Origin of the sequence: Kitasatospora sp. NBC_01287 (assembly GCF_026340565.1) — a bacterium.
Classification (GTDB): Bacteria; Actinomycetota; Actinomycetes; order Streptomycetales; family Streptomycetaceae; genus Kitasatospora.
Genome location: NZ_JAPEPB010000001.1, coordinates 2,107,192 through 2,122,033, shown reverse-complemented (window position 1 = coordinate 2,122,033; position 14,842 = coordinate 2,107,192). Strand labels below are relative to the sequence as shown.

General features: G+C 72.0%; 9 protein-coding genes. 8 read left to right on the top strand and 1 reads right to left on the bottom strand.

All coding sequences use genetic code 11. The features are described from left to right. The first annotated feature begins 282 nt into the window (after nucleotides 1–282). The 4 genes from OG455_RS08905 (at nucleotide 283) to OG455_RS08890 (ending at nucleotide 8,107) form a co-directional block, all read left to right on the top strand. On the top strand, nucleotides 283–3,867 hold the full coding sequence (locus OG455_RS08905; protein WP_266291863.1) for a putative Ig domain-containing protein: 3,585 nt from the start codon (nucleotides 283–285) through the stop codon (nucleotides 3,865–3,867). A 344-nt stretch (nucleotides 3,868–4,211) separates the two neighbouring features. After that, nucleotides 4,212–5,060 (top strand): MerR family transcriptional regulator, encoded by an 849-nt coding sequence (locus OG455_RS08900; RefSeq protein WP_266291861.1) that lies wholly within the window; start codon nucleotides 4,212–4,214, stop codon nucleotides 5,058–5,060. A gap of 866 nt (nucleotides 5,061–5,926) precedes the next feature. Next, nucleotides 5,927–6,445: a PadR family transcriptional regulator gene (locus OG455_RS08895; protein WP_266291859.1), complete on the top strand. Its 519-nt coding sequence runs from the start codon at nucleotides 5,927–5,929 to the stop codon at nucleotides 6,443–6,445. A 690-nt stretch (nucleotides 6,446–7,135) separates the two neighbouring features. Further along, complete coding sequence (locus tag OG455_RS08890) at nucleotides 7,136–8,107, top strand: DsbA family protein (RefSeq protein WP_266291857.1); 972 nt, start codon at nucleotides 7,136–7,138, stop codon at nucleotides 8,105–8,107. On the opposite strand, the gene OG455_RS08885 is transcribed toward OG455_RS08890, so the two are convergent. Next, complete coding sequence (locus OG455_RS08885) at nucleotides 8,079–8,612, bottom strand: MarR family winged helix-turn-helix transcriptional regulator (protein WP_266291855.1); 534 nt, start codon at nucleotides 8,610–8,612, stop codon at nucleotides 8,079–8,081. The two genes, OG455_RS08890 and OG455_RS08885, sit on opposite strands and share 29 nt — an antisense overlap. Nucleotides 8,613–8,877: 265 nt before the next feature. On the opposite strand from OG455_RS08885, the gene OG455_RS08880 reads away from it, so the two are divergent. From OG455_RS08880 to OG455_RS08865, 4 genes are all read left to right on the top strand, one after another. Next, a complete protein-coding gene (locus OG455_RS08880) occupies nucleotides 8,878–10,332 on the top strand; it encodes an amidase (RefSeq protein WP_266291853.1) in 1,455 nt (484 codons plus the stop codon). A 5-nt stretch (nucleotides 10,333–10,337) separates the two neighbouring features. Then, nucleotides 10,338–11,015 carry a thermostable hemolysin gene (locus OG455_RS08875; RefSeq protein WP_266291851.1) on the top strand — a complete coding sequence of 226 codons (678 nt, stop codon included), beginning with the start codon at nucleotides 10,338–10,340 and terminating at the stop codon, nucleotides 11,013–11,015. Next, complete coding sequence (locus OG455_RS08870) at nucleotides 11,002–13,731, top strand: AMP-binding protein (protein ID WP_266291849.1); 2,730 nt, start codon at nucleotides 11,002–11,004, stop codon at nucleotides 13,729–13,731. The genes OG455_RS08875 and OG455_RS08870 overlap by 14 nt, the downstream gene beginning before the upstream one ends. A gap of 375 nt (nucleotides 13,732–14,106) precedes the next feature. Next, a complete protein-coding gene (locus OG455_RS08865) occupies nucleotides 14,107–14,805 on the top strand; it encodes an O-methyltransferase (protein WP_266291847.1) in 699 nt (232 codons plus the stop codon). Nucleotides 14,806–14,842 lie beyond the last annotated feature (37 nt).

The following is a 14,842-nucleotide window of genomic DNA, read 5'->3' as shown; positions in this document are numbered from 1 at the left end:
GGCGGCGGACGACTCCGCGGCCCCGGGCCCCGCCACGCCGGGCGCCCCCGCCGCTCACCTGGCGTCCCGCCCGGGGCGCTGTCGTGTGCGCGCCGCTCCACCGATCCGTGATGTGTGCCTGCGCGTAGATGAAGATCTGACCCCGAAATCACCATAAGCCCTCGGCCCCAATCCCCCTCCCACCATGCTGTGGTGGCCGGTCGTCAGATCGGCGTGAACCCGTACAGACATTGGGGTGGGAAGACCGTGTTCAAACGAAGGGCGAAGTGGTTCGCCACGGGGGTGGCAGCGATAACGCTGCTGGCGACCGGACAGGCGGGGCTGGCGGCCGCGGCGGCGACGCCCCCGCAGCTCGACCTGAAGGTCCTGGTGATCGGTGGCGGCGCTGGGGACGCCACCACCACGGCCTGGACCAACGCGCTGGACACCGAGGGGGTTCCGTACACGCTGGTGAACGCCGGCGGTGCACTCGGTAGTGAGACCGTGACGCTGCCGGCGCTCTCCAACGGCACCCACGCCTACTACAACGGGGTGGTCTTCGCGGACTCCCCGGTCTGGTTCGCGGCCGGGCAGCTGACCGACCTGGACAGCTTCGAGGCGAGCTTCGGCGTGCGCCAGATCGACGGCTACGTGTACCCGTCGGCCTCGGTGGGCCTGACCGCCGCCGGCTCCGGCGCGGTCACCGGCACCGCGCAGCTGAGCACCGCGGCGCTCGCCCAACTGCCCGAGCTGAAGGGCCCGGTGCCGTTCGAGACCGGCTCCTACGGCTACCCGGCCACGCCGGTCGCGGGGGCGCCGGTCACGCCGTGGCTGCAGAACTCCGCCGGCCAGACGCTGGCCGCCGTCTACCAGCACCCGAGCACCGACCCGCAGGCGGGCGTCTCGGAGCTGGCGCTGACCTTCAACTACAGCCCGACCATGCTGCCGTGGCTGCTGCTCGCGCCCGGCCTGATCAACTGGGTCACCCAGAACACCCACCTGGGCCTGTACCGGAACTACTTCGGGCAGGACATCGACGACATGTTCATCTCGGACAACGAGTGGAGCCGGCAGTACCAGTGCACGCCGGGCGCCACCGACCCGAACGACGTGCTCTGCCCCAGCGGCGTGGGCGGCAACGCGGCCGACGGCCCGCCGGACGTCCAGATGAGCGCGGCCGACGTGGACTACGTCGCCAACTGGGAGCAGCAGACCGGCATCAAGCTGGAGTTCGCGTTCAACGCGATCGGCGCCTGCACCGCGCCCAGCACCACCACCACGTCGAGTGCCAACTGCTCCGGCAGCACCACGGTGAACGGCAACACCCTCACCGACCCGGGCCAGACGGTGGACAGCGGCTACCCGAACGACGCCGCCTTCGTCAACGAACTGCTCAGCAAGCAGGCGGCGTTCAACTGGATCACGCACACCTGGTCGCACATGTACCTGGGTTGCACCGTCGCCGCTCCGCAGCCGGCCAACGCGCCGGTCGCCGGCAGCGGCGGCTCGCTGGCCGCGGGCGGCTACAGCTACGAGGTCACCGCCGCCACCGCCTACGGCGAGTCGGAGCCCTCCACCCCGCAGCAGGTCACCGTCGGCGCCGACGGCTCGGTCTCGTTCAGCTGGCCCGACGCCCCCAACGGTGATGGCCCCAGCCTCTCCAAGCTGGAGTCGGAGTACTCCGGCGGTACCGCCTTCTGGGGCTACAACGTCTACCGCGCCCCGGCCGGCTCCACCAGCTTCGGCCTCATCGGCCAGGTCCACGAGGACGCGACCGGCGCGGCCACCGGCTACTCCTTCACCGACACCGGCGCCACCACCCCCGGCGGCGGCCCCGGCAGCACCAGCACCTACCCGACGGCCACCGACCCCAACATCGGCTGCGCCTCGCGGGCCGGCTGGCTGCCCGCCACCAGTACCACCCCCGACTCCAGCATCGAGCAGGAGATCGGCCTGGACGACGCCTTCGCCGCCAACAACGGCCTGACCAACTTCAGCTCCAGCGGCCTGGTCACCGGCGAGCACTCCGGCCTGGAGAACCCCAACATGCCGCAGGCCATGGCGGACCTGGGCATCTCGGTCTTCGGCAGCGACGCCTCGCGCCAGCCGCAGAGCTACACCATCGCGGGTGCCTCGGCCACCGGTGCGAGCAACACCGCGGTCTCCGCGCCGCGCTACCCGAGCAACATCTACTACAACGCCTCCAACTGGCCCGATGAGCTGAGCGAGTACAACACCGCGTACGTGGCCACCGGTTCCTCGATGGGCGACGCGCTGTACCCGGCCGAGACGGGCAAGTGCGAGAGCACCCCGTCCACCACCTGCACCACCACCGCCTCCACCGAGTCCACGGTGCTCGCCAACGAGTCCCGGATCATGCTCGGCCACGTGCTGGCCGACGACCCGCGGATGAGCTACGCGCACCAGACCAACCTGATCGGCCCGGCCACCCAGACGGTGAACGGGACGACCAGCGACTACGGGTACACGCTGCTCACCCTGATCAACAACATGCAGGCGCAGTACAACAGCTGGTACACCGCGCCGCTGACCCAGACGACCGACGCCGGCACCGCGCAGACCCTCGGTGAGTCGGCCGCCTGGGCCTCGGCCGAGCAGGCCGGCACGGTCACCGCCTCGGTGCAGAACAACACCGTGGTGGTCACCAACTCCGGCGGCGGCCAGGTCAACGTGCCGGTCACCGTCCCGACCGGTACCACGGTCAACGGCGCGGCCTTCGGCCAGTCCTACGGCGGCACGCTCTCCGCCTGGACCCCCGTCGGCGCCGGCTCCACGACCACGCTGATCATCAACGTGCCGCCGCTGATCACCAGTTCGGCCACCGTGGCGGCCTCCGTCGGCACCGCCTTCAGCACCACGGTGACCAGCACCGGCAACCCGCTGCCCGCGCTCACGGCGACCGGGACCCTGCCGGCCGGAGTCACCTTCACCGACAACGGTGACGGCACCGCCACGCTTGCCGGCACCCCGGCGGCGGGCGGCGGCGGCAGCTACCCGCTGGTCGTCACCGCGCGCAACGCGGCCGGCTCGGTCACCCAGAACCTGACCCTTACCGTCGCCCAGCCCGCCGCCGTGACCGGCGCCACGACGGCTGCCTTCACCACCGGCACCGCGGGCACCTTCGCGGTGACCACCAGTGGCTACCCGGCCCCCGCGCTCACCGAGAGCGGGACCCTGCCGAGCGGTCTGAGCTTCAAGGACAACGGCGACGGCACCGGCAGCATCTCCGGCACCGCGGCCTCCGGCAGCGCGGGCAGCTACCCGGTGACCGTCACGGCGGCCAACGGCGCTGGCAGCGGCAGCGCCACCGTGACCGTCACGGTCACCCAGGCGACCGGTCCGGCGGTGACCAGCGCGAGCGCCACCACGCTGACCGCCGGCACCGCCGGTACCTTCGCGGTGACGGCCACCGGCATCCCGGCCCCGGCGCTGACCGTGACGGGCAAGCTGCCCGCCGGCCTGTCGTTCAAGGACAACGGCAGCGGCAACGGCACCCTGTCCGGCACCCCGGCGGCGGGCAGCGGCGGCGTCTACCCGCTGACGGTGTCGGCCGCCAACTCGGCCGGGAGCGCCACCCAGGCGCTCGCGGTGACGGTGAACCAGGCGCCGGCGATCACCAGCAAGGCCACGGCGACGGCGTACCTCCTGGTCCCGTTCAGCTACACGATCACCACGACCGGCTTCCCGGCCGCGGTGCTCAGCGAGAGCGGCACGCTGCCGTCGGGGATCAAGTTCACCCCCGGTGCCAACGGCACCGCCACCCTCTCGGGCAGTGAGCTGGCCCTGGGCAGTTTCCACCTGACCATCACGGCCAAGAGCGCGGCGGGCACGGTGACCCAGGCCTTCACGCTCAACGCGGCCCTCTGACGGTCCTGACGGTCCTGACGGTCCTGACGGTCCTGACGGTCCTCGACCGCTGACCGCGGCCGCCCCGGGCACGAGCGCCCTGGGCGGCCGCGGTGCGTTCGGCGCGGGTCGGCGCCCGCCGACTGGCGGGTCCGCCCCTGCCCCCGCCGTCGTCCCTGCCCCCGCCGTCGTCCTTGCCCCCGCCGTCGTCCCGGCCTCGGCCCGTTGCTGCTCGTTCAGCACGCAGCGGGCCAGCTCCTCCTCAGGTCGCGATTTCACGCCGATCCGAGTTGTTCATCACTGTTTGTCAGCGTTCTGAGCGCCGAGTTTGAGGTTCCCACGGGGCAAGGTTCTAGGTTCGGGGCATGGTGGATGGACCTGAGCTGATCACGGTCGGTCAGCTGGCACGCCGTGTCGGCCTGACCGCGAAGGCCCTGCGGCACTACGACCGGGTGGGACTGCTGGCGCCCGCAGTGGTCGACCCCGACACGGGCTACCGGCTGTACGGCGCCGAGCAGGTCGCGCCCGCGCGGCTGGTACGGCTCCTGCGTTCGGTAGACGTCCCGCTGGACCAGGTGCGCGCGTGCCTGGCCGAGCCGGACGACGAGGCCGCGATCAAGCAGGTCCTGGTCCAGCACCGGCGCCGCCTCCAGGCACGCCTGGACCGGGTCCGCAGCGACCTCCACCGCACCGACCATCTCATCGAGGACGGAGTCACCACAGCGATGACCGACCAGGACACGCAGAACACAACCGGTGCGACCAGTGACGAGCGACGCATGGCCGTCGACCTGTTCAACGGGGTATGGCGGCTGCTGGAGAAGGAGGATCGCAGCGTCGAGGACGACGACCGGATGCTGCACATGGCACACGCCTCGCGCTACCACTGGGGCCAGGTCGGTGCCCCGGCGAACCTCAGCCGCGGCGAGTGGCAGTGCTCACGCGTGTACTCCGTACTGGGGCGAGCCGAACCCGCCCTGCACCACGCGAGGCGCGGCCTGGAGATCTGCCGGGCGCACGGCATCGCGGACTGGGACCTGGCCTACGCCTACGAGTCCCTGGCCCGTGCCCACGCAGTGGCCGGCGACAAGGACCAGGCCCGCAGCTGGACCGAACAGGCCCTGGCCGCGGCCGAGGACATCGCCCAGGACGAGGACCGCGAACTGGTCCTCACCGACCTGGAAGGCATCCCCGCCCAACCACGCTTCTGGTGACCCGCCCCCACCCCCACCCGCGACCTGAAGGAGCTACACCCATGACCGGCACCAACTGGCGCAGGCCGCGGCGGCGGCCGGATTCCTTGCCGAGATGATCACCGGCGTCGGCACCCGCTGTCCGGTTCACCACGGCTTCGGCCATCCCTGGGAGGGGAGGATGGTGCCGGACGTCCCGCTGGAACGGGACGGACTGCTGCCGCTGCCGGCCCACGGGTGGCGGATCGCTGCTGGTGGACGAGAGGCGAGTGCTCAGACCGTGGCTGTCGAATCCCTGTCGAATCCCTGTCGGCTCCCGGCTCCCGGCTCCCGGCACGCGAGGCGTGACAGTCACACGCGACCTTCGGACCCGCTCAAGCGCGAGCCTGCGTCACGCGGAGAGTGGTTCGGGCGATCATCGGGGTACCGATCAGGGTCGGTACGACCCAGGCGACAGGTGAGCCGAGTCCGAGGTTTACGACAAGAAACGCCGTCACAAAGGAGATGTAGGACCCGCACATCAGACCTATGTGCCAGAGAAGCCAGCCGTGTAACCGCCGCCGACGTACCCACCACCCGCCGAGCGCGGCGGACCAGGTAGCCGCTGCGATGACGCCGAGCCACCAGAGCGCGGGCTTCTCGACCACGAGGCCGAACGCGCTGAGGCACAGTGCCCCTGTCAATGCTTGATACGCCAGGCCAAGCCTGGGATGCCACCCAGTCCGTTTCGGCGCGAGCATCGCCATCGGACCGACGAGCAGTCCGATGCCTCCAGCCAGGACGTGGACGACCAGTAGGGCAGCACGCATCGTTCCCCCTCGACATGACACAGTGGACTGTCATAGCGGAGCCAACACCGTCCACAGTGGACTGTCAAGCATGGGGGCATGATGGCCGAACTCAATCCGACTGCGGCATCACTGCTGGGTTTCCTGCACGCGGGGGAGGCCAGCGGCTTCGAGCTCGTGGAGATCGCCGGGGCGTTCATCGGTGACTTCTGGAGTCTGACGCGTAGTCAGGTCTACCGGGAATTGGCCGCGATGGCTGAGCGCGGGTTGGTCCAGGCAGGGCCCACGGGTCCGCGATCACGGCGGCCCTACCGGCTGACCGATTCGGGCCGTGGGGCCTTCGCGGCCTGGCTCGCCGAGCCGCCAGGACCCGAGCAGATCCGCTTTCCACTTCTGCTCGCTCTGGCCTTCGGCGCCTCGGCCGATCGAGAACTGCTCCTGGCGCACGTGGCCGAGCATCGGGTTGAGCACGAGCGGCGCCTGGCCGCGTACCGGACGACGGCGACCGCAGGCGGGCTGGATGCTTATCAGCAGGCGACGTTGGCGTTCGGCATCCGCTACGAGGAGGCGGTTCTCGCATGGATGGACGACATTCCGGCCATCCTCGCCGCAGGGTGAGGTGATCCGGGCGGTCCGAGGGTACGCGCGGAGTGGTTCAGGTGCTACGCGGGCGGCGAGGAGGCCAGGGGTCGAACGCGGCTCAGCCGGCGAGGTCCACAGGGGAAGGCCGTCCGGTCCGACGCGCAACCAGCTCCAAGGGGCCAGCCCCCGATGGACTTCCGAAGTCGACCGCTCGGTACCACTATTTCGGCCCTCAACCTTACCAACTGCACTCATCAGGAAGGTAGATGGAGAGCTCTCCGGCCTCGGAGCGGCTGCCCGGCGGAGTCGACCGGACCGTACGGTACGGGCCGCGCCGGGTGCTGTTCGACCGCGGACCGGTGCCGAGGTGGCTCCGGGGTGGCTCCGGAGACCGCCGGTCCTGGCGCCGCCCTGGTCCGGGAATGTCTCGGCCGGCGGTGGTGTTGACGATCCATCAGTGCTGCTGGGTGGCAATGTCCAAGGAATTGACGAGTGGTCAAGAGTTGATCTCAGTAAGGTCATAGACTCACCAAGGACTGATTGAAACCCGCTCGGTAGGTATGTTTCCATGGTCGCGCGGGGGTGGCCGGGGGCGGACCGACGCCGGGCGACAGCGAGGTGTCCGGAGCCACCGCCCGGCAGCGCAGCAGTGTCAGCGAGGCCGGCGGCCCCCACCCGGGCCCGGCTCGGCCGTGGCTTCTTGAGCTGGGAAGGCGTGCCCCCGACATGGCCATCACGATCGAGGCTTGGTTCGACTACCGATGCCCGCTGAGCATGGTGACGCACCGCTTGCTGACCGCGGTGGCCGCGGCGCACGGCGCCGAACTGCGCTGGCATCCGCACGAGAACCGCGGCGGTGCGTCGTGGGACCCGGTCCCGTCCGCGCGGGCCTGGCAGTACGGGACGCGGCCGTTGGCCGCGCGGCTGGGCGTGACCGTGGCGGAGCGGCCGCCCGCCCCGGTACGCAGTGCCCGACTCGCCTTCCTGGGCTACCAGTTCGCCCTGGAGCACGGCGTCGGTGAGCGCTACAGCGAGCAGGTCTTCGCCGCGCACTTCGCGGCCGGGCTGGACATCGCCGACCCCGCCGTGCTGGCCCGGATCGCGTCGCGCTGCGGGCTCGACCCGCTCGACTTCCGGGCCGCGCTGGCGGACGAGCGGTACGCCGAGTTGCACCGGTCCGCGCTCGCCGAGGGCAGTGGCCACGGCCCGGTCCGACTGACCCCGACCACGGTGATCGGCGACCGCAGGATCGAAGGGGTGCCCGATCTGGCGCAGTTGGACCGGTTGCTCACCCGGGCCCAGCTCGCCGCACCCGTGGCCGTGCGGCAGCCCGCAGCCCTGGAGCGGCCGGTGGCCCTGGATCGGCAGGCCCTGGATCAGCCGGCCCTGGATCAGCCGGCCTTGGATCGGCAGGCCCTGGATCAGCCGGCCTTGGATCGGCAGGCCCTGGATCAGCCGGCCTTGGATCAGCCGGCCTTGGAGCGGCCGGCCGTCCCGGAGCGGGCCGCCGCGCTCGCCGGCGCCGCCGTGGTACACGGCCGTGGCGGTGGCAGCGGCCGATTCCGTGGCGGCGTGCCGGTCCGCGAGGTCCGCGAGGTCCGCGAGCTCCGCTCCGGCGACCGCGCGCCCGACCGCCGACGCTCCGGCCGCCTCCCCGTCACCCTCGGCGTCACCCTCGGCGCGGCCGCCCCCCGCTGAGCGCGCGCCCTTCCCCGAGCGTGCGCCCCTCGCCGCCCGCTCGCACGGCCGCCGGGTCCAGGTGCCCGACCGCCGTGTCCAGCAGTGCGGCCAACGCCTCGGCGATCCCCTCCGGCAGGCGTGTCAGCAGTCGGATGTGCTCGGCCGCCGCGGCCTCGGTGACCAGCGCCGCCAGCCCCCGCCCCTCCTCGGTCAGCTGCACCCAGGAGCTCCGCCCGTCCTGCGCGTTGGCCTCCCGGTTGACGTAACCGGCGTGCGCCAGGCGGTTGATGATGTTGCTGGTGCCGCCTGAGGAGAGTCCGCAGGCGGCTGCCAGCGTGGTGGGCCGAAGCCGCTGCTCGTGCGCCTGGTGGAGGGCCAGCAGTACGTCCGCGTCGGCGTTGGTCAGGCCGGCCTCGGCGGCGGCCGCGTGTGTGGTGGCGTTCACCAGCTGCGCCAGCCGCCCCGCCTGCCGGGCCAGCCGGTCCAGCGCCACCACGCCGCCACCCCGTTCACTCTCGGGCATCTCTCTCCTCACTCCCGCGGTGCGTCCCGCGGTCCGTCGCCCCTCATGATGCCGCCGCTCGGCGGTCGAACGGGAGCCTTCCGCCGATCCTTCCGGTGAAAAGGTTTCCAGGAACCTTTCCGCGAGGTGGAGCGGACTCCCGTAGCGCGCCATCTCCGTTGTGGCGAAACGATCCTGACGGACAGTTGAACACCTGGCCCCAGGGGGTTAGCATCTCTCGTGAAAGCTTTACCAAAAGCTATCAGTCAAACTGAAGGGTGACGGCATGTCCTCCCCGGAGAGTCTGCGTGAGCTGGACGGCCACGCACAGGCGGACCTGGTCCGCAGTGGCGAGCTGTCCGAGAGTGAGTTGCTGCGCCACGCGATCGAGCGGATCGAGCGCTACGACGGCCGGATCGGCGCCCTCGCGGTGACCGCCTTCGACCAGGCGCTCGCCGAGGCGGCCCGCCCCGGCGGGAGCGCCGAGGGGCACGGCCCGCTGCACGGCGTGCCGTTCCTGCTCAAGGACCTCGGACCGACCGTGGCCGGCCTGGAGGCCACCATGGGCTCGCGCTTCCTGGCCGGCTTCAGCCCGCGCCAGGGGAGCGAGTTGACCGACCGGTTCCGGGCGGCCGGCCTGCGGGTGCTGGGCAAGACCAAGACCGCCGAGTTCGGCGTGCTGCCCACCACCGAGCCGCAGGCCCAGGGGCCCACCCGCAACCCCTGGGACCCCACCCGCAGCGCGGGCGGCTCCAGCGGCGGCGCGGCGGCGGCGGTCGCGGCCGGCCTGGTGCCGATCGCGCACGCCAACGACGCGGGCGGCTCGATCCGCATCCCGGCCGCCGCCTGCGGTGTCTTCGGCCTCAAGCCGACCAGGGCGCGCACCCCGCTGGGGCCCGCGGTCGGCGACCTGATGAACGGACTGGCCGCCGAGCACGTGGTCAGCCGCTCGGTGCGGGACAGCGCTGCGGTGCTCGACGCGATCGCCGGGCCGGCCACCGGCGACCCGTACTGGGCGCCGCCCACCGCCGGGCGGTTCACGCAGGCGGTCCGCACGGGCCTGACGAAGCCGCTGCGGATCGCCTGCACCACCCGCCCCGGAACCGGCCCACTCGATCCGGCCTGCGCCGCCGCGGTGCTGGAGACCGCCAAGCTCTGCGCGGAGCTGGGCCATCAGGTCACCGAGGCGGCCCCGGAGGTGGCCTTCGCCGAACTGGTCGACCCGTTCCTGGTGTTGTGGGCCGCCGGAGTCTCCTCGGCGATCACCTCCTACGCCCAGCTGAGCGGCCGCATCCCGACCGCCGACCGGTTCGAGGAGCTCACCTGGCAGCTCTACCAGCAGGGCCGCACCCTCAGCGCCTCCCAGTACCTGCTGGCGGTGGGCACCCTGCAGCGAGCCGCGCGTGCGATCGCCGGCTTCTACGAGTCCTACGACGTGCTGCTGTCACCGGTCACCGCCTGGCCGGCACCCGACCTCGGCACCTTCGCGATCGGCACTCCCGATCAACAACTGCTGCGGGCCGTGGAGTTCTGCCACGAGACCCCGCTGGCCAATCTGACCGGCCAGCCCGCGATGTCGGTCCCGCTGCACTGGACCGACTCCGGACTGCCGATCGGCGTGCACGCCACCGGCCGCTTCGGCGACGAGGCCACCCTCTTCGCGCTCGCGGCCGAGCTCGAAACCGCCCAGCCCTGGGCCCACCGCCTACCGGCGGTCGCCCACCTGCGAACGGAGAGCTGAGCACGATGCTGAGAATCACCGTGGTCCCCCGAGCGACCGCCCACTGGCTGGGCGCCCGCGAGCTGGTCCGCACCACCTACGCTGACACCTACGGCGCCTCGGTCAGCCCCGACCCCGACGCCTTCATCATCGCCACCACCCAGGACGCCGAGGGGTTGGACCGGATCACCGGCTGCGCCGGCGTCAGCTACGCCACCACCACCGAGTTCTTCTCCGAACGCTATCTGGACGCGCCGGTCGAGACCGCCATCGCGGCCCGGCTCGGCGTCCCGGTGGAGCGCTCCCGGGTGGTCGAGATCGGCCCGCTGGCCGGGCGCGGCGGCGCGGGCCGGGAGATGATCCGACTGACCCCGATCATCGCCTGGTCGCTGGGCATGGAGTACATCCTGTGCACCGTCACCGACTACCTGCGCACCGCGCTGCAGCGGGTGGGCGTCACCTTCACCCCGCTCCAAGTGGCCGACCCGGAGCGGCTGCAGCCGGGCACGCGCGACGCCTGGGGCAGCTACTACGACGGGCGGCCGCAGACCGGGTTCATCGAACTGCGCGCCCTGGCACCGCTGTTCGCCGAGGCCACCGGCCGGTACACGTTCCTCGACCCCCAGGTGGGGCTGCTGAGCGAGACGGGCGGCCCCGTCGCCCCGGCCGCCGCGCGGGAGGTGGCGGGCCGTGCGGGCCGTTGAGGAGGCGCTGAGCCGCCACGCCGAGAGCGAACGGCCGCTGGTGCGAGTGCTGGACGAGCACGGCGCGACGGTGGCCCGGCACAGCTACCGCGAGGTCACCCGGGCGGCCCGGGCGCTGGCCGACCGCATCACCGACCGCATCACCGACCGTCTTGCCGGCTGTCTCGCTGACCGTCTCACCGAGCGTCTTGCCGCGCGGCGAACGGTGACTGACGTGCCATCAGACATGGATGGCCGCTCGCGGGTCGGCGTACTCTGCGGCAACACCCCTGAGTTCGTGGTCGCCGACCTGGCGCTGCTCACCGCGCGTGCCACCGAGATCCCGGTGCCGCTGGCCTTCAGCCGCGAGCAGGCCGCCGGGCTGCTCGAATCGGCGGACCTCTGCCTGGTGGACGAGCAGGGCGCGGCCCGGCTCGCCGAGTGGGGCCCGTCGGTGCTGCCGGCCGGCTGCCAGGTGGTGGCCGTCACCCTGGACGGCGGTTCGACCCCCTGGGCCCCGGCTGCCGCCACCGGGCCCGGGCCCGGGCTTGACCAGGCGGAGGCGGAGGCCGAGGGCCAGGTCGAGGACCAGGCGGAGGACTGGATCTGCAAGATCATCCACACTTCCGGCACCACCTCCCGCCCCAAGGGTGTGCGGATCCGCGCCCAGGGCATCGGCGCGCTGATCGACTCGCTGCACACCGCGATGCCCGACCAGGCGTTCCGCGCCTACCTCTCGCTGGTGCCGTTCAGCCTGCTGATCGAGCAGGTCACCGGTCTCTACCTGGTGCTGCTGGACGGCGGCTGCGTCACCCTGCTGCCGCCGGACTCGGCGCTGGTCGGCACCAGCGCGGGCGCGGTGGCGAGCGCGCTGCCGCAACTGGCCGCCGCCCGGCCGACCGCCGTGGTGGCCACGCCCGCGCTGGCGGCCGCGCTCGCCGACGCGGCGGGGCAGGCCGAGCGGGCCGGACTGCCGGTCAGTCAGGTGCTGTTCGGTACCGAGCGGCCGCCGCTGATCTGCTGCGGTGGCGCCCCGGTGCACCCGGCCACCCTGCGCGAGCTGGACCGGCACGGCATCGCCGTCCACGAGGGCTACGGCCTCTCCGAGAACAGTTCGGTGGTCAGCTGGAACACCCCGGGCGCGCGCCGGATCGGCACCGTCGGCAGGCCGCTCGCCCACGTCACCGTCAAGCTCGCCGAGGACGGCGAACTGCTGGTCCGCAGCAGCTCGCTGTTCGCCGGCTACACCCGCCCCGACCCCTCCAGCTGCGCCGTGGTCGACGGCTGGCTGCACACCGGCGACCTGGCCGGCATCGACCCGGACGGGTACCTGACCATCACCGGCCGCAAGAAGAACATCATCATCACCGCGGCGGGGCGCAACATCGCTCCCGAGTGGGTGGAGGCGCAGTACGCCCGCCTCCCGTTCGTGCGTGCCGTCGGGGTGGTCGGCAACGACCTGCCCGCGCTGCACGGCCTGTTCGTCATCGCCCCCGACGCCGATCCCGGCGCGGCCGCCGAGGCGATCGCCGCCTTCGGGGCCGAGCACCTCTCCGCGGTCGAACGGGTGGAGGTGCTCCACCTGCTGCGGGCCGAACAGGACGGCTACCGCCGCTACTTCACCGTCACCGGCCGGCCGGTGCGCGCGGCGATCACCGCCGACCTCGACCGCCTGCCGACCACCGGCGCCAAGAGCACTGCCACTACCACTGAGAGCGGCACCACCGAGAGCGCCACCGCTGAGAGCAGCACCACCGAGAGCGCCACCATCGAGAGCGCTGAAGCGAAGGGGACAGCCATGGCCACCACCACCCCGGACGTGCGGCCCTACGGGACCGGCACCGGAAAGCTCCTCCAGCCCGCCCCAGGCGTCACCACGCTGCGTGACCTCGACCCGCGTGCCGTCATCGAACTGCTCGCCGAGGCCGGCTTCCTGGTGCTGCGCGGCTTCGCCCCGTCGATCGAGGACTTCTCGCTCTTCGTCAAGGAGCACTCCGACCGGGTGACACTGGACCCGGCCCGCTCCTTCCATGGCGGCGACGTCGCCCAGAAGGTCGACGCCGGCACCGCCGAGCTGGGCCTGCACATCGAGAACGGCAACAGCCCCTTCATCCCCGACCTGACCTGGTTCCTCTGCGAGAGGGCCGCCGCCAGCGGTTCGCAGACCACGGTCTGCGACGGCTACCGGGTCTGGGACGCGGCCGCCGAGGCCGACCGGGCCGCCTTCGCCCAGGACATCGTCTACGCCCGCCGGGTCGAAGAGGCCAAGTGGAAGCAGTTCGTGGTGCACCAGTCGGGCGGCGTGAAGACCGTCGCTGAGGTGACCTTCGCCGACTTCCAGCAGCTGGCCGCGATCGGCGGCCCCGGCACCACGGTCACTGAACTGCCCGACGGCTCCGTGCACTACGCCTTCCGCACCCCGGCCGCCCGCACCACGCTCTTCGGCGCCCGCCTGGCCTGGGCCAACAGCATCTTCGGCCCGTCCTACAACTACGAGAAGCCGACAATCACCTTCGCCGACGGCACCGCCCTGCCCGAGGAACTGACCGACCGCCTGGCGTGGCTCACCGAGGAGCTGACGGAGGAGCTGGACTGGCAGGACGGTGATGTCGTGCTGGTCGACAACACCCGGGTGATGCATGGCCGCCGCGCCATCACGGACCCGAACCGCACCATTTACAACGCGCAGAGCTACCTGCGCGGCGAGCTGCTCCCAGGCTCGCGCACGGCGGCCTGACGGGCTGATCCGCAACTGTCCGAGTCACAACTGTCCGAGCTCAAGCCATCCGAGTGTCAATCATCTGAATCCAAACCATCTGGGATCAAATCGTCAGATCTCCAATCGTCCGATATCTGACCATCTGACCCGCAGCTGTCCGAGCCTCGCCGGACCCGAGCCGCCGGACACCGGGCCGCCACGGACGCCGCGGCGGCCCGGGCCTCGCCGCCTCATCGCGTCGCCCCGCTCTCAGCGCGCTATCAGATGACAGATTTCAGATTCTGTCATCACGATTCGCTCCACGCTCCACGCTCCACGCGCCGCTCCCACGGCCCCGCCGCCCCGCCAAGCCCTGACCCGCCGTCATCGTCACCCCACCCGGGAGATCCCCAGATGTCCGAGCTGCCCGCCCGACCGGGCGCCCACGGCCTCGGCCTCGACCAGCCGGCCGTCAGCGCCGTGCTGTCCAGGCTCTACGCCGCCGCCCGCGCCGGCGATCCGAGCGCGATGGCCCGCGCCCACGCCGAGGCCGCCGAGCTGCCCGCCCCGCCCACCGTCGCCGAGACCAGCGCGCTCTGCGCCGCCGCCTCGCTGCCCGTGCACCCGCACACCGGCCGCTTCCTCTACACCCTGGTGCGCACGCTGCGCCCGCGCACCGTGGTCGAGTTCGGCACCTCCTTCGGCACCTCGGCGGTCCAGCTCGCCGCCGCGCTGCGCGACAACGGCGCCGGCCACCTGACCGGCACCGAGCTGGAGGCCGGCAAGGTGCACCAGGCCCGCGCGAACCTGGCCGAGGCGGGGCTCGCCGAGTGGGCCACCGTCCTCGCCGGCGACGCCCGCCAGACGCTGGCCACCATGGCCCGCCCGGTCGACCTCGTCCTGCTGGACGGCTGGAAGGAGCTCTACCTCCCGGTGCTGGAGGTGCTGGAGCCGATGCTGCGCCCCGGATCGGTGATCGTCTCCGACAACCTCCCGATGCTGCCGGACGGCTTCCTGACCCGGATCCGCGACCTCGGCCGCGGCTACTCCTCCGTCGAGCTGCCGCTCGGCGACGGGATCGAGCTGACCACCTGGACGGGGGAGGAGTGGTGACCGCCCGGTCCGCCCAGCCCGCCCGGTCCGCCCCTCG

Coding starts and splice junctions, on each gene's coding strand:
- OG455_RS08900 (WP_266291861.1), top strand. CDS start 4,212: ATGGTGGATGGACCTGAGCTGATCACGGTCGGTCAGCTGGCACGCCGT.
- OG455_RS08895 (WP_266291859.1), top strand. CDS start 5,927: ATGATGGCCGAACTCAATCCGACTGCGGCATCACTGCTGGGTTTCCTG.
- OG455_RS08890 (WP_266291857.1), top strand. CDS start 7,136: ATGGCCATCACGATCGAGGCTTGGTTCGACTACCGATGCCCGCTGAGC.
- OG455_RS08885 (WP_266291855.1), bottom strand. CDS start 8,612: ATGCCCGAGAGTGAACGGGGTGGCGGCGTGGTGGCGCTGGACCGGCTG.
- OG455_RS08880 (WP_266291853.1), top strand. CDS start 8,878: ATGTCCTCCCCGGAGAGTCTGCGTGAGCTGGACGGCCACGCACAGGCG.
- OG455_RS08875 (WP_266291851.1), top strand. CDS start 10,338: ATGCTGAGAATCACCGTGGTCCCCCGAGCGACCGCCCACTGGCTGGGC.
- OG455_RS08865 (WP_266291847.1), top strand. CDS start 14,107: ATGTCCGAGCTGCCCGCCCGACCGGGCGCCCACGGCCTCGGCCTCGAC.